Source organism: Brasilonema sp. UFV-L1 (assembly GCF_012912105.1).
Classification (GTDB): Bacteria; Cyanobacteriota; Cyanobacteriia; order Cyanobacteriales; family Nostocaceae; genus Brasilonema.
Genome location: NZ_QMEA01000022.1, coordinates 1 through 20,236, shown reverse-complemented (window position 1 = coordinate 20,236; position 20,236 = coordinate 1). Strand labels below are relative to the sequence as shown.

Annotated in this window: 12 protein-coding genes and 2 pseudogenes; 10 read left to right on the top strand and 4 right to left on the bottom strand. The window is 44.6% G+C overall.

Features of this window, described 5'->3' with window-relative positions; genetic code table 11:
- Window positions 1-189 precede the first annotated feature (189 nt).
- From DP117_RS09740 to DP117_RS09725, 4 genes are all read left to right on the top strand, one after another.
- Window positions 190-459: a DUF4278 domain-containing protein gene (locus DP117_RS09740; RefSeq protein WP_169218117.1), complete on the top strand. Its 270-nt coding sequence runs from the start codon at window positions 190-192 to the stop codon at window positions 457-459.
- Window positions 460-772: 313 nt separating this feature from the next.
- Window positions 773-6,250, top strand: coding sequence for a LamG domain-containing protein (locus DP117_RS09735; protein WP_169218116.1), 5,478 nt, complete (start codon window positions 773-775; stop codon window positions 6,248-6,250).
- Between the two features lie 312 nt (window positions 6,251-6,562).
- Entirely contained in the window at window positions 6,563-6,979 is a 417-nt protein-coding gene (locus tag DP117_RS09730) for a XisH family protein (protein WP_169218115.1), read from the top strand.
- Window positions 6,967-7,302, top strand: coding sequence for a XisI protein (locus tag DP117_RS09725; protein ID WP_169218114.1), 336 nt, complete (start codon window positions 6,967-6,969; stop codon window positions 7,300-7,302). Before DP117_RS09730 ends, DP117_RS09725 begins: the two co-directional genes overlap by 13 nt.
- 258 nt (window positions 7,303-7,560) lie before the next feature.
- Here DP117_RS09725 and DP117_RS09720 read toward each other — a convergent pair whose 3' ends face one another.
- Window positions 7,561-11,247 (bottom strand): NACHT domain-containing protein, encoded by a 3,687-nt coding sequence (locus DP117_RS09720; protein ID WP_169218113.1) that lies wholly within the window; start codon window positions 11,245-11,247, stop codon window positions 7,561-7,563.
- Between the two features lie 263 nt (window positions 11,248-11,510).
- On the opposite strand from DP117_RS09720, the gene DP117_RS09715 reads away from it, so the two are divergent.
- The gene (locus tag DP117_RS09715; protein ID WP_169218112.1) at window positions 11,511-12,410 is read left to right on the top strand and encodes a pyridoxamine 5'-phosphate oxidase family protein; all 900 of its coding nucleotides are present in this window, start codon (window positions 11,511-11,513) and stop codon (window positions 12,408-12,410) included.
- A 59-nt stretch (window positions 12,411-12,469) separates the two neighbouring features.
- Here the strand turns inward: DP117_RS09715 and DP117_RS09710 are convergent, their stop codons facing one another.
- A complete protein-coding gene (locus DP117_RS09710; protein WP_169218111.1) occupies window positions 12,470-12,826 on the bottom strand; it encodes a XisI protein in 357 nt (118 codons plus the stop codon).
- A pseudogene (locus DP117_RS09705) lies at window positions 12,814-13,231 on the bottom strand (XisH family protein). The gene DP117_RS09710 and the pseudogene DP117_RS09705 overlap by 13 nt, the downstream one beginning before the upstream one ends.
- A 203-nt stretch (window positions 13,232-13,434) precedes the next feature.
- On the opposite strand from DP117_RS09705, the gene DP117_RS09700 reads away from it, so the two are divergent.
- The 3 genes from DP117_RS09700 to DP117_RS09690 are packed head-to-tail and all read left to right on the top strand — an operon-like array spanning window position 13,435 to window position 16,174.
- Window positions 13,435-13,893 carry a hypothetical protein gene (locus DP117_RS09700; protein ID WP_169218110.1) on the top strand — a complete coding sequence of 153 codons (459 nt, stop codon included), beginning with the start codon at window positions 13,435-13,437 and terminating at the stop codon, window positions 13,891-13,893.
- Between the two features lie 32 nt (window positions 13,894-13,925).
- Window positions 13,926-14,732, top strand: coding sequence for a MinD/ParA family protein (locus DP117_RS09695; RefSeq protein WP_169218109.1), 807 nt, complete (start codon window positions 13,926-13,928; stop codon window positions 14,730-14,732).
- A gap of 5 nt (window positions 14,733-14,737) precedes the next feature.
- Window positions 14,738-16,174, top strand: coding sequence for an AAA-like domain-containing protein (locus DP117_RS09690; RefSeq protein ID WP_169218108.1), 1,437 nt, complete (start codon window positions 14,738-14,740; stop codon window positions 16,172-16,174).
- Between the two features lie 502 nt (window positions 16,175-16,676).
- Here DP117_RS09690 and DP117_RS09685 read toward each other — a convergent pair.
- Window positions 16,677-17,075, bottom strand: a complete 399-nt coding sequence (locus DP117_RS09685) for a hypothetical protein (protein WP_169218107.1) — start codon at window positions 17,073-17,075, stop codon at window positions 16,677-16,679.
- A 204-nt stretch (window positions 17,076-17,279) separates the two neighbouring features.
- Here DP117_RS09685 and DP117_RS09680 point away from each other — a divergent pair, with 204 nt between their 5' ends.
- Window positions 17,280-18,914 (top strand): alpha-D-glucose phosphate-specific phosphoglucomutase, encoded by a 1,635-nt coding sequence (locus DP117_RS09680; RefSeq protein ID WP_169218155.1) that lies wholly within the window; start codon window positions 17,280-17,282, stop codon window positions 18,912-18,914.
- A gap of 314 nt (window positions 18,915-19,228) precedes the next feature.
- A pseudogene (locus DP117_RS09675) lies at window positions 19,229-20,182 on the top strand (serine/threonine-protein kinase); the annotation flags it as partial.
- Between the last annotated feature and the right edge of the window lie 54 nt (window positions 20,183-20,236).

The window sequence follows — 20,236 nt, the reverse complement described above, 5'->3', positions numbered from 1 at the left end:
CTTACACAAAATTCCTAGGTGTAAGTTCTTTTATTTTTCTTTAATACGGTTCAGTTAAGCTGCAAAGTTAAGTAGACAGAACGAAGGTTAAGGAGATAAAGTCCATAACTTTCCTATATCGACCTCTACAGAATCAAACTCTATAAAGAGATTATCAAATGTTACGCTATTCCAAACAAGGACAGACTTATGCAACTGCTTTATCGCGGTATCCACTACACAATCAATGCTTCTCATATTGCAATCACTCCTGGTGAAGTTGTTGACAACAGAATCCATGATGCAAAGTACCGAGGAGCTACTTACCAACGTCAGCGGGTCGCACAGGAGACATTTCAATCCATACTTGAGTTGAAATATCGAGGTGTTTCTTATCTGACCGGCACTGGCATGAAGTTGTATCAAGCAGACAATAAAAATCTGTTTCAGCCAGCGCTCGCGCCAGAAGCAATTGCCTGATTATATAGCAATCTTAGATGATTTGTGAAAAAGGTTTTGATTGAATTAACCGCAGAGGACGCAGCGGAAAGTCTGAGCGGAGGTTTCCTCCGGAGCGCGTAAGCTCCTCAAAGGAGCGAGGCTCAGAGCTTTCCAAGACAGAGAGCGCAGAGAAGGAAAAGAGAGAGTTGAGCGCTAAGGCGCACGCTCCACGTTGGCGGAGCCTGTCCGTAGGACTTACACGAATGATTTAGGACTGCTATAGATGAAATGACTTCCATTTATGACTAATTGCTCAAAACACTCAACAAATTAACAATTATAAGCAAACATCATGACACTTCAAGACATTGTAACTACGCTTGAGAATCATATTCAAAATGGTCAGATCGTCCTGACAAGCTCAACGCTAGAATTTATTCCTTTTAACAAGTTTCTGACTATTCTAAACATAGAACAGTTTGCCTTAAGAGATGCTGAAATTAACATCTCTGCAAATAGTGCTTCTCTGACTGGCAAAACATCTTTACTCGGTGTCGAGAATGCTAGACTTGCCATCTTGTTTACCGAGACTGACAGTGGGGTAACCTCCAGCCTGAGTGCCATGCTGCCGATCGCTCACATTCCGGGGGCAACTTGGCTCTCACTGGAGAATGTGCAACTTGAATTGAGCTTGAGTGCTGCGACAAATCAGGTTACAGGGACAATCGCTGGTATACTGCGTAGTGAAAATATTGACGCCATTGATGTCACCCTAACAATTGATGCAGCCACCGAGACGACTTGGCAAACGGAAATTTCTCGACTTGGTTTATCTGCGATCGCCCAAGCATTCCTCGCTGGGGTTTCTCGTCCCGCCGAGTTACCAGACTTTGAACTGACAATGATCGGCATCAGCGTTACCCCGGCAACTGAGATGTTTGCTCTCCAAGCAACAACGTCTACTCAATGGGATTTTGGTACCGGAGGTGACGAGCTGGGAGTTCAGGTGGCGTTGACGGTGAATCGAACCGGTCAGGAAATCAATGCCTCTCTCAGCATTATTGGTGAAGGACCTTTGGGAATCGCCAATGAACTAGCACTCTCGAACTTCAGTTTAAATTTCACCTTAGAAGGTGGGGATTGGAACCTATCCGGAGAAGTTGCAGCAGAGTTGTTTGAGCAGATGTTGACTTTATCTGCTGCCTACCACCAGATGAACGATACCAGAACATTGATGCTGACGACAACAACCACTGCCCAACTGGTAAATTTGGCTGGCGTGGGTAGCTTCAGCATGACAGGGCTGGCGATCGCCCTGACTCGGCAATTCACTGAAGGACAAACCACAGCAACTTTCGCATGGGAAGTCTCAGCAGATGGAGTCATGCGTGTGGACTCCGTATTTGACTTCCAAGCAAACCTGACCCTCGCTCGTGAAGACGAGACGACCCGTCTGGTGTTTATGCCTGACCAAGCAACAGTTACCATTCTGTTACCACCGGATCAACGGTCGTCCATGAATCTAGAGTTTGGTGGCATTTCCATTGTCAGACGTAGCCCTGCTCCAAGTACACCAAGTCGCACAGCATGGATGTTTGCAGCTTCAGTGAGTTTGGCATTTAGTGGCTGGCATCCTTCAGTACAACGGGTGTTGCCAGACCAGATTAATGCGACCTTCACAGCAGACAACAATTCCGTTCGCCTGAGTGCTGAACGCGTGGTTGCTCCTTTCGACTTTGCGATCCCCGATATCAAAATCGATAACAACACTCGCATTCCCCTTGGTACTGCCCGGATTGATGTCTCTGACTTGACAATCTTGTTTGGTAATGATATAAAACTGTCTGCCCGTATTGGGGTCGGTTTACCAGAAAATCTTAACAATCTGTTTGGCAGGGAGGCAGATGGCACACCTGCGGTCAGATTTTTTAATACTTTTGATCCAATGCATCCAGAAGACACAGTTGTTGAGCTGGAACTGGCAATTAACGCAGTGAGCGGTATCCGGCTGACACCCCGCACTGCCATTATTACAGGAGTGCGCCTGCAAGAGGAAAATGGTGAAACCTTCTGGTATTTGGATCTGGGTAGTTTTGGTGAAGTTAAGTTCCGCGTCCCTGTCTTCAGCTACGACAGTACAACTTCCAGCTTCCGGGCGAGTGGTGGCTTTGAAGTTGTCCAAGACCTCAGCTTGCCCCTAACTCCCGCTAAACTGCTGCTGAATGCCACGGGATTAAATGCCCTTGCCGATACGTTACCTGATGGAGTGCCTTTGCAACCCATTCAGATTTTAGATGACCAGGGTAACTTCCGGGTGGATGAACTGGTGTCCATTCTCAATCGCGTTAGCGGTGCTGAACTGCCGGATGAAGTTACGCAGGCGCTTAAGGTGATTGGCGATCGCCTGGATCAACTTCCTGAGAGTTTCCGCCAATATCTCAACATCCAGATTCCCGACAGCTTCTTCTTTGATATTGCCGTTACACCCACAGGTGAGGTGCGGTTAGAAGCGCGAGTCAACGAAGGTGATGGCCCAATCCGGTTCTTGTTTTGGGATCCCACCTTCCCGACTCCCAACCCCATCCCCTCTATCAGTGGGATTGAGCTACGCAGTCTATCTTTTGGCACCCTCTCTGGAGGTAGCCTGTTCTTGCTAGAAGTCGATGCCAATGTAGATCAGTTTGACTTACTAACGCTAGCGGGTGCTCTGCTACTGCCTGACAACGACAGCATACCGCTACCTAATAGCCGTGAGCTACACCGTCGCCTGATTTTGCGGAAGCTGTTCATGTTGATCGTTTACCAGACAGGGATTCCCATTCCCATCCCCATGTTCTACGACGAAATTGGGATCGAGTACCTAGGACTGGAAGGGGTGAACTTTGAAACCCATGCCCAGTTCCCCATGCCCAGCTTCAACCTGGCAGAGGTCGGGCAAATCCTCTCGAACTTCCGGCAGTTCTTCAGCGATCGCAACTTCCTGCTCAATCCTGACGATGCCCCCACAGATGTCAATCTAAGATTTACCTTACCCCTGAGTGGTAACTTCTTACAACTCCCCGAATACCTGGGCAGTCAACGGTTGGGTTCCACAGCTAGCGGCATTGAAATTGATGCTTACCGCAACCTTGCCAACTTGCTGAATGGCTTGAAAACCTTATCAGTCAATCGGTTGATTCAGGCGATGCCCCTGGAGTACCGCGTGAACAGTGTTGGTCTTGACTTTGGTCCCGCTGCCATTAATGCAGGCTGGTTAATGACGACCCCGAATGAGTTCCGGCAAATTGCGACGAAATCAGCGTCTCGGCAAATGGTTTACAATCAGTTGGGTTTTGTCAACGATCAACAGGCAAACGCCGCTTTGGCTGTCATCCCCACACCCACAGGTAGCCGCAACGACGAGGGATTAGTGGCGCTCATGCGCGGCAACTGGAATGTGACAAATGTTGCTATGCTGGATGCCGTATTTGGTTTAGCAGCATCTGACTCTCAGGGTTTTGCCACCGGATTCCGGATTGCGGGTGCCATTTCTAACATTCTCGATTGGGAAATGGCTGGCAGCGTTAGCATCAACACTCCCAGAGCATCATCAACTCTGCCGACAGCACCCACATCATCCCAAACTGCATCCACTACTTACGCTCTAGCATTTAATGGACAAAATAATTACATCACGCTCAACAACCCTGCTAGTTTGAATTTCACGGGTCAAATTACGATTGAAGCCTGGGTTAGACCTCAAGCCACGGACGGCTTACGTAACATTATCGCTCACGGGTATACCCGCTCCCCCAATGGTGAGGTATTTTTGAGAATCGGCAACGGCAGTTATCAAATTGGCTCCTGGGATGGACAAGAATACTTGACATCGGTAGCAATTTCTGCTGAGGATATTGGCAACTGGGTACACCTGGCGGGACTGTATGATGGCATGAGTTGGCGGCTTTATCGCAATGGGGTGGAAGTCAGTGCGAATCAAGCAGCCAGGGGAGCGATCGCTCTGGGCGAAAACTGGGCAATTGGTGCTCGCGGTACTGGAACTGAGCGTTTCTTCCAGGGACAAATCCAGGATGTCCGCATTTGGAACCGCGCCCTCTCCAATGGAGAGATTCGGATGAACATGTCTGGTCGCCTCCGGGGAGATGAGCCTGGACTGGTGGGCTACTGGCAGCTGAACGAAGGACAGGGGACTGTTGCTAATGATCTAACCGGGAATGGGAATGCTGGCACTATTCAAGGTGCCCAATGGCAGAGACTCCCAGCATCCATACTGACTCCTTTACCAGACGATGCATCCTCCACGGTATTCCAATTAATGGGGCGCAGCTCCCTGTCAATTCTCAATCGCCAGATATTTAACGGTGATATCCAAATCGTCAATGACCAATTTAGGTATCGAGGTGAGTTGAGCCTCTTCCCACAGGGATTTCCCTTACAGGTAAACGGTCATCTAGAGGGACTCCTCAGCAACTCAAATTTCCACCTAGCAGGCAATGTGAATACTTCCCTAGCGGGGTTTGATTTGGTCAACGCAAGGGCGATCGTTGATAACAATCGGCTCTTTGTCCAGGGTAACTGGTTGGGAGTGATGACCACCCTCAACGTAAACACTAGGAATCAGTTGCTATTGTTGCAAGGAACTGTAGGTGTTAATCTCTGGGGACTACAAGCAAATCTGTCAGTGGAAATTGACAGTAACCGTGGTGCAATGGTTCAGGGCACAATCCAGGGCTTAAGCGTGCTGAATGGTGCATTCCAACTCAGTGGTGCTGGTGGGCAACCAAACCCCGCGATTCTGCTCCGGGTCAGTCCGCAACAACCCTTAAGAGCAATTATTTCCGGTGCCATTCGGCTGTTAGGCATCGCGAGTGAAACTCAGATTGCTGTGGCGCAGAACCAGTTCTCCTTCCGAAGCGAAGGTCGCCTCTTCAATACCTTCCAGTCTGTATTAGAAGTTCAGGGACAACAGCTCAACAATGCCGCCAACTTCCGAGTTGTAGGTAGAATGCAAAATGACTTGTTTGGGTACCTCAATCGGGAAACTTCCCGAGCAATTCAAGCTGCAGTGGATACAGCAACGGCGGGTCTCAGACGAGCAGAAATGGATGTCCAGAATGCTCAAAATCGAGTTAATCAACTCGACACGCAAATTAACGCTCAACGTAATGTGGTGAGACAGGAACGGGAGACAGCAAACACCCGTCTCAGGGATGCAAGCGCCGCTGTCAACAGGGATCAACAAAATCTGGATAATATCACGAGAGATATCCAGCGTTTGCAAAATGATCTTAACCGCGAACGCAATAACCAAGTTTGCACCCGCATTCCACCTGTGATTGGACCCAATGTTTGTGTTCCACGCCGACCAGACGAGATCATCCGTCTGGAAGGGGAACTGCGGATCCGTCAGGCAGGGCTACCTTTGGCAGAAGCAGCTTTGCGGGGTAGCCAGGAAACGTTGAGATTACTCCAACAGGGAGTTGTCACATTTCCCATTGATGCTGACCCCCGCGTAGCAACTCTGCTCACGGCGCGGGAATCCGCCAATGGAAGTCTGATAGCTTTGCAAGGCACTCTGGAAACTATCAGAGCCTCGGTGGGCGCATTTGCATCGGTAAGTGACTTCATCCGACGCAACGGATTGAATAGCCTGCTGGATGTGCGTTCTGCCAGTTTCGACACCAGTCTCAACTCGGCAGCAGGTGGAAGCATTTCTCTTAGCCTTAGCCTGGTGTATCTGAATCAAAGTCGCAACGTCAATTTAGCGTTCGACTTCAATAACCCGCTCAACAGTGCTAGAGCCTTAGCTCGATTGCTGTTGCCTGCTTAATAATATTGGTGAGGACTGAGTCTGTTTCTCAGTTCTCACTCAATATTTGGTTGCGAATTGTACGAATAATTTCTTGTGTTGACCAGAGATTGATATTCAAAAACCGACTTCAAGCACTGGCTGACTTAGTTTTAGAGTGTTCAACTAAAACAGTTATCAAGGAAGCGCAGTATCAGTTAATGCTCACTGTTCCCTGTTAAGAGTTCCCTGTTCCCTGTTAAGAGTTCCCTGTTAAGAGTTCTTTGTGTTTCTTCAGATCTGAGCTTTCCGATAAAATAAAGTTAACCACAATCAGGATGACAAACATCCACAATGGCTAAAGATGTTTTCCATCAACAGGTTAAAAATGCATTAATCAAAGACGGATGGAATATCACCCATGATCCTCTCACTATTCGCATTAGCGAAGCTGTCAAATTACAAATTGATTTGGCAGCAGATACTGCGCTTGCCGCAGAACGGGATTCAGAAAAAATTGCTGTAGAAATAAAAAGCTTTATTGGGGACTCAGATATTAGTGCATTTCATACCGCATTGGGTCAATATCTTAACTATTGCCAAGCACTTGAAGAACAAGAACCAGATAGAAGTGTTTACTTAGCCATTCCCGTTGAAACTTATCAGGATTTTTTTCAGCTTCCTTTCATCCAACGCGCTCTTAAACGCTATCAAGTTAAGCTGATAACTTACGATCCTCAACAGGAGGAGATTAAGCAATGGATAAACTAGAACGCTATCGACAATTTGTCAAGCAAATTTTGACCGAACACGCCCAAATTGCTACCACTACTGAAACAGTGAAGGCAGAGCTAATATTTGACAACGAACATGACCATTATCAACTCGCTTATGTCGGCTGGCAAGGAGATAAGCGGGTATTTGGTCCTGTTATGCACTTTGATATTCAAGACGGTAAAATTTGGATTCAATATAACGGTACAGAAGAATCTATTGCCGAAAGATTGGTTGAAATGGGCGTACCCACTTCAGATATTGTTTTGGGTTTTCATTCCTCTTTTAAACGCCAATTTACCCGTTATGCAGTCGGTTAAGATGCAATCGCTATCATATCCCCCAGTGCAGGTAGGATAAATACCAATACGGTTCAGTTAAGGATTGTTGGTGAACATTGCACACGTGTAGAGACGTTGCATGCAACGTCTCTACATTGACGTTTTGATAAGGGTTTTGGTCTTATCTGAACGGTATTGGGATAAATACTTGTATCCCACATTCCTCACCCTGTACTGTCAAGAGTTCCCTGTTCCGTAAAAACCCGTAGTGTGATACTTGAGAGTGCGGAAAGTGAGTTATATCACCGCACCCAGCGCTTGCAAAGTCAAAATCGTCGCATCCGTTAACCCTTTGACACCAGTAATATTCATCCCCTCGTAAAGTCTTTTTGCCCTCAACATTCTTAGGCACTCCCCTGTCTTCACATCCCAAATCCTCACGGTTTGGTCTTGAGAACCACTGGCAACAACTTGCCCATCTGGACTAAAAGCAACAGCAGACACCAAATGAGTATGTCCAACGCAGATATGATAACATTCGCCCGTTTTCACATCCCAAATTCTTACTGTTTGGTCGTGGGAAGCACTGGCGAGGATCTGCCCATTGGGACTAAAAGCAACAGCAAACACCCAGTTGGTATGTCCTGTAAGAGTTCTGAGACATTTTCCTGTCTGCCAATCCCAAAGCTTTATGGTTTGATCGGTACTGCAAGTAGCTAATATTTGCTCATCGGGACTAAAGATTGCGGCGTAACAGCGAGCCTCATGTGCATGTATTATTCTTATACAATGACCTGTTTGACAATCCCATAGTCTTACAGATTGGTCAGCACCAGCACTAGCTAAAATTTCTCCATCTGGACTAAACGCAATTCCCAGTATTTTCTCAGTATGTCCAGTAAAGGTTTTGAGACATTGACCTGTACTTTTCTCCCACAGCTTGGCTGTACAGTCAGCACTACCACTAGCAACAATCTTACCTTGGGGATGAAAGGCAACTGCATCAATCCAATCTGTATGCCCGTGTAAAATCTGAAAGCATTGACCCGTTAACGCGTTCCATAATCTTATTGAAGAATCTGTACTGCCACTTGCTAAAGTTTTTCCATCCGGACTAAAGGCTATTCCATAAATAAAGTCTGTATGTCCCTGCAATGTTCTCACACAATCTCCAGTTTGCCAATCCCATAGTTTCACTGTTTTGTCGTTACTACCACTCGCCAGGATGTTTCCTTTGCCTTCCTGAGAAAAGGAACTAAACGCAACTGGAAACGCCCAATCTGTATTTCCATACCACGTTTTCAAGCATTGTCCAGTTTGAGTATCCCATAGCTTAACTGTTTGGTCTAAACTCACACAAACTAAAGTTTGCCCATCGCAACTCAGACCAACGCAACAAACCTCATTGTTATGTCCATGCAATGTTTTTACACAACTATGGGTATTGCAGTCCCAAAGTTTCACCGTGTAGTCGCCACTACCACTAACAAGTATCTCACCTTGGGGATTAAATGCTACCGAGTAAACTCCGTTAGTGTGTCCGGTGTAAGTTTGAATGCAATGACCCGTGCGATAATTCCAGAGTTTGATTGTGCGATCGCCACTCCCACTCGCTAAAGTTTGTCCATCCGCACTAAATGCTACCGAACGTACCCAACCTTGATGTTCACTCAAAGTTTTCCTGCATTTCCCCTGATTAATATCCCACAGTTTAATTGTATGGTCAGCACTACCACTTGCCAAAGTTTGTCCATCTGGACTAAATGCTACACAACGCACCCAATCAGTATGTTCGCAAAGCGTTTTCAGGCAAATACCATCACGTATATCCCAAATTTTTATGGTGCGATCGCCACTCGCACTCGCTAAAGTTTGACCATCGGGAGTAAATGCCATAGAAAATGTCTCATGAGTGTGCCCAATCAAGGTTTTGATACACACACCATCCCGAACACTCCATAACCTTACAGTCTTATCGGCACCACAACTTGCTAGAATTTCCCCATTGGGACTAAACGCAACCGAGCGTACCCAGTTGGTGTGACCTTGGCAAATCAATAATAGTTTTCCTGATTTCACCTCCCACAAACGGACATGACAATCAGTGTCACAGGTCGCCAATAACTCACCATCTGGACTAAAAGTAGCTGATAAAATATTACCTAGAGTTTCCGTAAAAACACAGCGAGATAAATCTGAGCCGGCAAAATTGACGTTATGTAAATCGACTCCCTGAAGGTAAGCTTGCCAAACAGTTAAACGGGAAAAGTCATAGCCACTCAAATCAATCTGTGCTTGATGTAGCAAATTCAGAGCATTACCTGCTGCGTATCCTGTATCTTTGGGTGTTTTCCCGCGTAAATTTGAGAGAATTTGATTGAGATGACTAGCGATCGCTTCCTGGCTGCCAAGTTGTGCAATCAGTGTGTTGATCAAAGGTTGCAAAATCAGATTGATTTGAGTCTCCCGCACATAATCTTTGGCTAAGGCTTTAGTTAATGCATGAGTTGCGAACAAAAAAATTTCTTGAGTGACTATTTCCTCACAAACCCTCTCAATTAACTGGCTGATGACATACTCCATCACCACAGGTTGCTGAGTAAAGTGACTGGTACTTTTTGCAATTAGCGTAGGCGTAACCTTCTCAATGAGAGATCGTCTTTGCAAAGAACTGAGTGATTCCAATATTTCACGAGATGGAACATGAGTCACAAAATCTGCTTGCAACTCCTGCAATGAAATTGGTTCGCGGTTGATTGCTAACCAGTACATAATCTCCCGTTCCAAATCCGTGAGACGATGGAACTGTTGGTTGAGCAGGTCACGGATATCATCGAAGATAAATGCACTTTGTTGGGAAACTTCGAGAAATTGTGAAACACTACCATCAAAAAAGTCTCGGATGGAAGATGCCACAATTTTAAGAGCAAGGGGATTTCCGCCATAGCGGGAAATGAGGGTTTGCCATTGGTTTGGTGTTGCCGTAAACTGACCTTTGACGTTGAACAGTTCCCGTCCTTCTGTTTCTGGTAAACCTGAAAGTTGGAGAGAACGCACAGGTAAAAGTTCACCCTCGAATTGAGATAGTCCTTTGGGTTTTTCCCGCGAAGTCAGAATCAAACAACTTTGGTGTGAAGTTTCAGCAATGCATCGGAAAAGTTGACCATAACCTTCGTATTCAGACCGATAACGACCCATGCGATCGCCCGCCTGTAAAATGGACTCAGCATTATCTAAAATCAGCAGACAACGCAACGAACGTAAATATTTTAGTAATAACGAAATTCTGCCTTCTAAGTGAACTGGTAAACTTGTTTCCTGCTGTCGGGATAAAAACTGAATCAACTCAGCCAAAATATCTTCAGCAGGGGGAGCATTGCGAAGACTCCGCCAAATGACATACTCTAGAGACGTGATATCTTGCGTATCTACAACAATTTGTTGCGCCAGCTTGACAACCAAAGTCGTTTTGCCAATTCCACCCATCCCTAGCAGCGTCACCAAGCGGCATTTTTCCTGGACAATCCAGCGCTTAACAGTATCCAGTTCTTCACCACGCCCGTAAAAAATGGAAACATCAGGTGCTTCACCCCAGTCCATATAAGCATAGGAGGAGGACGCAGGAACATACGGACGCACAGACACAGAAAATAACTCTTGACTCTGGACTTTTGACTTTTGACTCTTGACTCTTGACTCTTGACTCTTGACTTCTGACTTCTCTACCACTTCTTCCCAATTCAACCCCAAAACTTGGCAGTATGCTTGAAACGCCTCAGCGTTAATTGAGTACTTTCCTGCTAAGAAGCGTTTCCAAGTTCCTTCTGAAATGCCTACAGCAAGAACGCCATCTTGTTTCCAACAAACACCTAAAACTTCACTAGCTGATTCTATCCATCTAAAATCATCAACAGACCATCCCTTTTCACTTCTAGCTTGTTTAATTCTTCCGAGTCCCTGTTGAGAAGCTTTGAGAGTAGCCATGATTTTTCAGTGCGTCCCTCCTAGTATGAATTTAGTTTTTCATGTATGAATATTGTTGCAGAACTAAAATGTTTTTCGCAATACCATAAAATTATGCGATCGCCAAGATCAGTTCTTCTTGCCCTCATCAGTCTAAAACTGATCTTGGAAAGTTCAGACTACATCACAAATATTTAATTAATATAGAGATTTTATACGAAACTTTTCTACACATGTAGAAAAGTGGGGTGGTGAGAGTGAACTTCCTTAATCACTAATGAGCAATGACTTTTCATTCTGGAGAAATCGCAATCCAAACCCAAGCGGGAGTGCGAGAAGAGGCACAACGTCTGGGTCATGTCATCAGCAGCGTCATCAAGCCAGCTGCCCAAGAGTTCCTCTGCACGCAACAATTAGCAGTTGCTAGTACAGTGGATGCAAACGACAGAGTCTGGACATTTTTATTAACGGGGCAACCTGGTTTTGTGCAAGTTTTGAACAAACAAACAGTAGAGATTGATACTACCCCCGTACCTAGCGATCCCCTACACCAAAACCTGTACAGCAATGATGCAATTGGTCTGTTGGTAATTGATTTGACAACCCGCAGACGTTTACGTCTCAATGGCAAAGCAGAGATACACCAAGGAGAAAATATAAAAATACAGATTCAGCAAGCGTTTTTTAACTGTCCCAAATACATCCAGGTGCGTCACTTAGAAAAAGGCATAACTGAGTCGCTTGTACAGCCTGAAACTTTTACCACAGATACTTTAAGTGATGCAAATCAACTTTGGATTGCCCAAGCCGATACCTTTTTCATCGCCAGTTCCCATCCGGAAAGTGGGGCAGATGCTTCCCACCGAGGAGGATTTCCGGGGTTTGTGCAAGTTTTGAACAGCAAAAAGATAGTGTTTCCTGACTACACGGGTAACAATATGTTTCAGACCTTCGGTAACCTGGTTGTAAATCCTAATGCAGGTTTGTTGTTTATCGATTTTGAAGGAGGTCACACGCTGCAACTTGCTGGAAAAGCAAAAGTCATTTGGGACGCAGAACGTTTAAGTAACTTTGCTGGAGCACAACGACTGGTGGAGTTTAATATTGAGCAAGTATTGGAAACTAAGAATGCTACGTGTTTGCGTTGGCGGTTTGGGGAGTACTCTCCTGCAAATCCTGGATAAAAAGTAGAGATTTAGAGTTTATTCGGTCGCAATGACATTTTACGTTTAATTTGGTTGTTCTACTTAACAGTTATAAATTCGGTCAAATGTCGCCTGCTGGGATGATGGAAGCCTAAAACTATATCACTTTGAGGTATTCCAGCAGAGAGCAAATCATCAACAATACACAAATTTGTTGCATCTTCTTCAACCCAAATTTTGCCGTTTTTTATGCAGAGATATATAATGATGTGCTGTATTTGCTTTTTGTTGTCCCAGCCAAAACGGAACCAAAGATATTGATCGCGTTTTTCGTCAAAAGCGAGTCTATCGCTTGCCTCAATTTCTTCTGTTGGGGTAGGTTGAGCAATAGCCATTTCGTAGTATTCAGTTAAGATTTTTTTTATTGCACTACGGTATTGTTCTAGTTTATCCATTGCCGAATTTCCTCTTTTTCTGTATCCACAACCATTAACAGAAGGTTGTTTTGAGTAATGACTGCTTGTACGGATTTCCTTTGAAAGAAATCTTCATAGACAATATCGTTAATAGCTAAATACAGTGTATATTCTGGCTCAGTAAGTTGAATCAGGTTTCGATAGACGATATATTGACCAATGACCGCCGTGGAAGTCATACATCAGAGAACGTCCAACAAAGCTTTTGATTTCTACAACTATTCTCTGTCCCTGGCGTTCGGCGGCGATAGGTTTTTCTGCTGCTAAATCGGCGTAGAGTTCGGCATCTTCATATTTGATAAAGTAAGGATCAGCTGTGATCACCCAGCCATCTTTGATTAAGGCGTTTTTTACTGCATCATGATAAATGTCTTTTGCGGGCATTTTTAGAATATCGAGTCATGCTTTTACGCTTACCTTAAAAATAAATATTTGTCAAGACCAGTTTTTCACCCCTCGTCTCCACTCCAAACTGATCTTTCACAGGTCGGTTAATAGAGCGATTCTAGAAAAGATTGAAGGATTACAAAATCAAGTCCCTTACTCACCATCCTCCCAGACTGGCGTTAATGATTATGGAGTGAATCATGCCCAAATATCCTGTTGATATAGGTACCGAAGCTGTCCCCTCGACGATACAAGCAAGCGCAACTGCAAATGCCAGTATTATCGGGTTTACTGCTTTTATTCATGCGACGAATAATCTGCTTATGCCTTTTCCCTCCAGGCAAATTCAGTTGCGGAGGAATCGGGTGAAACAAAAGGCTCAGTCTTGTATGACTGAGACTGAAAAGAGATTACGGGCAGAAATTGCGACACTAAAGCAGGAATTGGCAACTTTAAAGCAGGAAAAGGCTGAACTCCAAAACAAAGCGGTAGAAGCACTGTGGCAAAGCGAAGAAGTGTTAAGACATCAAATGCAGGAGATGCAAATTGAGATCGATCTAAATAAAGTAGCACGCCAGGTAGCTCAGATTACCAAGACTGACTATTTTCAGCAGTTGCAAACAGAGGTTGAAGGCCTCCGGAATTCACCAAGCAGCTGACGATAGTTGTTAGAGGCGTATTGAAATTGATTATGTGTAAAATTATTGCTATTCATTCGTTTCGGGGTGGAACTGGTAAATCTAACTTGACAGCAAATTTAGCGGTGGCGATCGCCTCACTACAGCAGCCCTCCGGGCAGAACGCACAAAAGGGAAACCGAGTTGCAGTAGTGGATACTGACCTTCAATCTCCCGGTATTCATGCTCTGTTTAGCACAGATGAAAGTATCACAAATAATACCTTAAATGACTATTTGTGGAATCGCAATTCAATAAGTGACATTGCCTGCGATGTCAGTTCTCACTTGGGAATAGAGAGCAAAGGCAGAGTTTTCCTCATACCCTCCAGTATAAACGCTGATGAAATTGCCAGGATCGAGTACGAAGGCTACAACGTTAATCTACTTAATAGTGGATTTCGACGCTTGATCGAAGAACTGGATTTAGACTATCTATTCATTGATACTCACCCTGGTCTGAGTCGAGAAACTTTATTATCTATCGCTATTTGCGACTTGCTGATTGTGATTCTGCGCCCAGACCGCCAAGACTTTCAGGGAACAGCAGTTACAGTTGATGTTGCCCGCCAGCTTAAAGTCCGTAACATGATGCTGGTCATTAATAAGACACCAATAAAAATGGACTTTTCAGCATTACAACAGAAAGTAGAGAAAACTTATAAAATTCCAGTCGCTGGTATCTTACCACTGTCAGAAGATATGGTGCAATTGGGCAGCTGTGGTCTGTTTTGCTTGCAATACCCCGATCATCCCTTGACTGTGATGCTTAAACATATTGCAGAAAAAGCAATTCTGGAAACTTGTCAAGTCATTAAGTAAGAAAAATGACCAATAGCAGTGGACAGCAAATTATACCTTTTGAACTAGCACTGAAGCTGGCAGATGCTGCAGTTTTTGCCAAGACCTCTAGACACTTGAGAAACATTGAAGTTACTGTTTTGCGAGGAGCTTTGCTAGGTCAGACATATGACCAGATTGCGGTAGAAAGTGATTATGCTCCTGAATATATAAAGCATGATGTCGGTCCGAAACTGTGGCAGGTTCTTTCATCTAGTCTTGGAGAAAAAGTCAGCAAAACTAATTTGATGGCAGTTTTGGCACAACGAGCTCGTCAGGAGGAGGACGCGGAGATAAGGAGAGGGGAAGACACGGAGAAGTTGTCTGCGTTCCCCCGTCCCCAAGTCATCCCCATATCTTCTTCTGAACCCCCTGAATTAGAGCCACCAGTTGGACTGGTACCATTGGACTCTGCTTTTTATGTAGAGCGTCCTCCTGCGGAGTCACGCTGTTATGAAGAGATTACTAGATCAGGGGCGCTCATTCGCATTAAAGCGCCCAGTCAAATGGGTAAAACCTCTCTGATGGTTAGAGTTCTAGCTCATGCCAAAAAACAGAATTTTGATACTGCGGATGGGCTGAAAGTACGCACTGTGGCACTCAGTTTACAGCAAGCAGATCGAGCAGTTTTCACTGACTTGGATAGGTTCTTGCGCTGGTTTTGTGCTTCTATGACTCGGAAGCTTCACCTGCCACACCGAGTAGAGGATTATTGGAGTGAAACCTTTGGCAGCAAGAGCAACTGTACTGCTTACTTTGAAGACTGTTTGTTACCAGATATTAATGGTTTTTTAGTCTTAGCTTTGGATCAAGTTGACGAGGTATTTTTACATCCAGAGATTGCCGATGATTTCTTTACCTTGTTACGCTCATGGTACGAAGAAGCAGCTTATGGAGATAGTGGCAATCCTCTATGGCAAAATCTGGGCCTGATTATCGTCCATTCCACAGAAGTCTACATTCCTTTGGATATTAATAAGTCCCCTTTTAATGTAGGATTAGCAATAGAGTTGCAGGCGTTTACAGCAGAGCAGGTGCTTGATTTACAAGAGCGTTATGGATTGCACCTATCGGAGAGTGAAATATCTGAGTTAATGCAACTTATTGCAGGACATCCTTATTTAGTCCAACAAGCTCTGTATCACCTAGCACGGCATGACCTAACTCTGAATCAGCTTATGCAAATGGCTGCTACAGATGCGGGTATTTATCGCAATCATCTGCATCGGCATTTACGAAATCTACAAGAACACCCTCAATTAGCAGCAGCTTATGACGAGGTGCTGAAGTCATCAAAACCTGTGGAGTTAGAACAGTTCTTAGCATTTAAGCTACATAGTATGGGACTGGTCACCTTACGAGGGAATCAGGTTATGCTCAGTTGTGACTTATATCGACGGTACTTTGGTGACGCTTTGCGGTAAGACGCGTAGCGTCTACGCGTAAATGGGGCAAATATAGCCTAGACACTGTTGGCGAATTCGTAAAATCCTTATGTAGCAAGCAAATAGCAAGCAACCCAAAACTGGGACAAGGAAATTGAAAAGTTATAACCCATATTCCGCAGGTTAGTTTGAAAATCTTGGTATTTTCTATAAACCAACTCTGACATGGGTTTCAGGCATTGAACCCGTATTTGACACTCTGCAATACGCATGCCGGCGTCTGCGCTGTTTTAGTGTCAATCATCAACACCGGAGTTCAGTTGACTACTTTAAGGTTTTAGCTGAGGAAACAGGGATTTCTTACCAAAGCTTGATTAATTTATATTTACACGACTGTGTAAAATCGCAGCGAAAGCCTTCATTGGAATGGGTGGGTGAAGCTTAGTAGCGCTGCGTCCCGCTGCGCTAACACGCATTCAAAATTGATTAAGATAGACGGGGATTTAAACCCCGACCATAGAAACACGAAGCGGTGGAAGCATCAACGTATGTACACCCGTTGACCTCTATATCTATTGTATCGCCTGACTGGTCGAACGCGAACTCGCCGAACTGGTCGATAGACTGGTCGAACACGAGATCGCCGAATTCGTCGAACACGAGATCGCCGAGGTCCTATTATGATTGTTCTGCGAACTCGGGGTCGTCTGTTGTATCTTTGAGCAATGACTAAAGGTTGTTCTTTAACTGGGTTTATCTCTGGTTCTAAACCTTGCTGTTCAGAAGCATTGTTGAAATAGTTCTTGTTTAACTCAGACGCTTCGGTGGATAAAGATGGATAGGCGATTGCAACTAGCAATATCCCTGTGGTCAATAATTTATGTATACCTTTTGACAGGGAGATAGAAAGATTTAGTTGAAAAAGTTTATTATTAGTCATTGTAAATCTCTTTATTAGGCGAGATATCTAAACATATCGCTAGTTGACACTCTCTTGGAAGACAGCCTAGGTAAGATTCAAGCTATAAGAAATTCAACCATAAGAAGGAAATTAAAATTCAACTAGAGGTTGTTGCCGCAACATCGTGCTTAAGTAGTGTTAGGACAAGCAATTTTTGTTGTGAACTCTGCCTCAAATATCGCGATGGTTAGCAAAACTATACAAACCCAGCCGTTTACCGACCAAAAACCAGGTACTTCTGGACTGAGAAAGAAAGTCTCAGTCTTCCAAAAACCTCATTACTTGGAAAATTTTGTCCAATCCATCTTTGACAGCCTCGAAGGATATCAAGGTCAAACTTTGGTTCTAGGAGGTGATGGTCGCTACTACAATCGTCAGGCGATTCAAACTATCCTGAAGATGGCAGCAGCTAATGGTTTTGGTCGAGTGTTAGTCGGTCAAGGTGGAATTCTTTCCACCCCGGCTACCTCTGTCATTATTCGCAAGTATGACACATTTGGTGGTATAATCCTCTCTGCTAGTCATAATCCTGGTGGACCAGATGGAGACTTTGGTATAAAGTACAATATCGGTAATGGTGGACCAGCTCCAGAAAAAGTCACAGAAGCTATTTATCAACGTAGTAAAGAGATTGATAGCTACAAAATTATCGAAGCTCCTGATGTTAATCTTGATACTTTAGGAGAGTCGAAGATAAGTGATATGGCGGTAGAGGTGATTGATTCTGTCGCAGATTACGCAGAGTTAATGCAGTCACTGTTTGATTTTGACCGCATCCGCGAATTGGTGACTAATGGACAGTTCCGTATGTGTATTGACTCGTTGCATGCTGTGACTGGCCCTTATGCTCATAATATTTTTGAGGAACGTTTGGGCGCACCGCCGGGAACTGTTACGAATGGTAAACCTTTAGAAGACTTTGGCGGTGGACATCCTGATCCCAACCTTGTTTATGCTCATGACTTGGTAGAAACTTTGTTTGGGGAAAATGCTCCTGATTTTGGTGCTGCTTCTGATGGAGATGGCGATCGCAACATGATTCTCGGACGCCGATTCTTCGTTACTCCTAGTGATAGCTTAGCTATTTTAGCAGCAAACGCGAAATTAGTTCCTGGGTATAGCTCTGGTTTAGCAGGTATCGCCCGCTCTATGCCTACGAGTCAAGCGCCAGATCGTGTAGCAAAACAACTCGGTATTGAGTGTTATGAAACTCCCACAGGCTGGAAGTTCTTTGGTAATCTGCTAGATGCAGGTAAAGCAACTCTCTGCGGCGAAGAGAGTTTCGGTACAGGTTCCAACCATATTCGCGAAAAAGATGGACTTTGGGCAGTCTTGTTCTGGCTGAATATTCTAGCAGTACGGAAACAATCAGTAGAAGAGATTGTCACAGAACATTGGCAAACTTATGGGCGTAATTATTACTCGCGTCATGATTATGAAGAAGTGGATAGCGATCGCGCTAATACTCTCATAACAAGTCTGCGTGCTTTATTGCCAACACTCAAAGGAAAGCTGTATGGTTCCTATCAGATTGAATACGCTGACGACTTCAGCTACACTGACCCAATAGATGGTAGCGTTAGTCAAAAGCAAGGTGTTCGCATTGGCTTTACTGATGGTTCGCGGATTGTCTTCCGGTTATCTGGTACAGGAACACAAGGTGCAACACTAAGGTTATATCTAGAAAGCTACGAAAGCGATCCAGCAAAGCAGAATCATGATCCGCAAGAAGCATTGGCCCAACTTATTACAATTGCAGATGAGATTGCGCAGATTCGTACGTTGACTGGCATGGATAAGCCAACTGTGATTACCTGATATCAAATCAGTGAACAGTTATCAGTGAACAGTTATCAGTTCTCTCGTTCCCATGCTCAGCATGGGAATGCACTATCGGAGGCAGAGCCTCCCAATTATTATATTGAGGCAGAGCCTCAAGTTATGCATTCCCTGCCAGAGGCAAGGAACGAGAACGGAACTATTGCACTTTCCCTCTCCTTTATAAGCAGAGGGATGCCCGACAGGGCAGGGTGAGGTTCCCAAGCCAGGCCAGAAAATGTACACTTTTATTACTCGCTAAACTTGTTCAGTAAGCAATTTGGCAAAATAAGACCATCGCATATTGAAAAAACCTGATGTTTGTGGGCACTGTTCTCCGTAATTGCTACAAAATTGTCAGATTGTTGGGAAGTGGTGGTTTTGGTGATACTTATCTCGCAGAAAACTTGGATTTACCAGGACACCCATTATGTGTTGTCAAACATCTCAAACCAAAAGATCCGAATCCAGTTGTTTTACAAGTTGCTAGACGACTGTTTGAGAGTGAAGCACAGGTTTTATATAGATTAGGTCATGAAAACAACCAGATTCCGAGACTGTTTGCTCACTTTGAGGAAAAAGGTGAATTCTATCTGGTGCAGGAATATGTGGAAGGAAATGATTTAAGTAGTGAAGTCACAGTTGGTAAGAGGTGGAGTGAACAGGAAGTCACTCAACTTTTGCGAGAGATTTTGGAAGTTCTAACAGTTGTTCACAAGCACAATATTATCCACCGAGATATCAAGCCGCAAAATCTCATGCGTCGTCGCGAAGATAGCAAGATCATATTGATTGACTTTGGTGCAGTCAAAGAAATTAGCACTTTAGTCAATATTCAAGGACAAACTAGCGCTTCAGTTGTTATTGGTAGTGCAGGTTATATGCCTAGCGAACAAGCTAGCGGATATCCAAAGCCATCAAGTGATGTTTATGCTGTAGGAATGCTGGCTATTTTTGCCCTTACTGGTATACAGCCTCACGAATTGCCAAGAGATCCCACAAATGGTGAAGTCATTTGGCGGAATTGGGCAAATGTTAGCGAGAAACTCGCGGATATTTTAACGAAGATGGTGCGCTACCGCTTCAGTGAACGCTATCCATCAGCCGCAGAAGCGTTGGAAGCGCTTCCAGCACCACCAAAACCAAAACCACAACCGACACCGCAGCTAAAATCACAACCAGCATCCCAGTCAACACTACAGCCAACGCCAATACTGCGACGGCAAGTCATTCAAACGTTAGGGTTGATAGGAACCGGAGTTGGTTTGGGGTAAACTAAATCTGTGTAAAGCTATGCAATACCCAGAAATGTCTCTAATTAC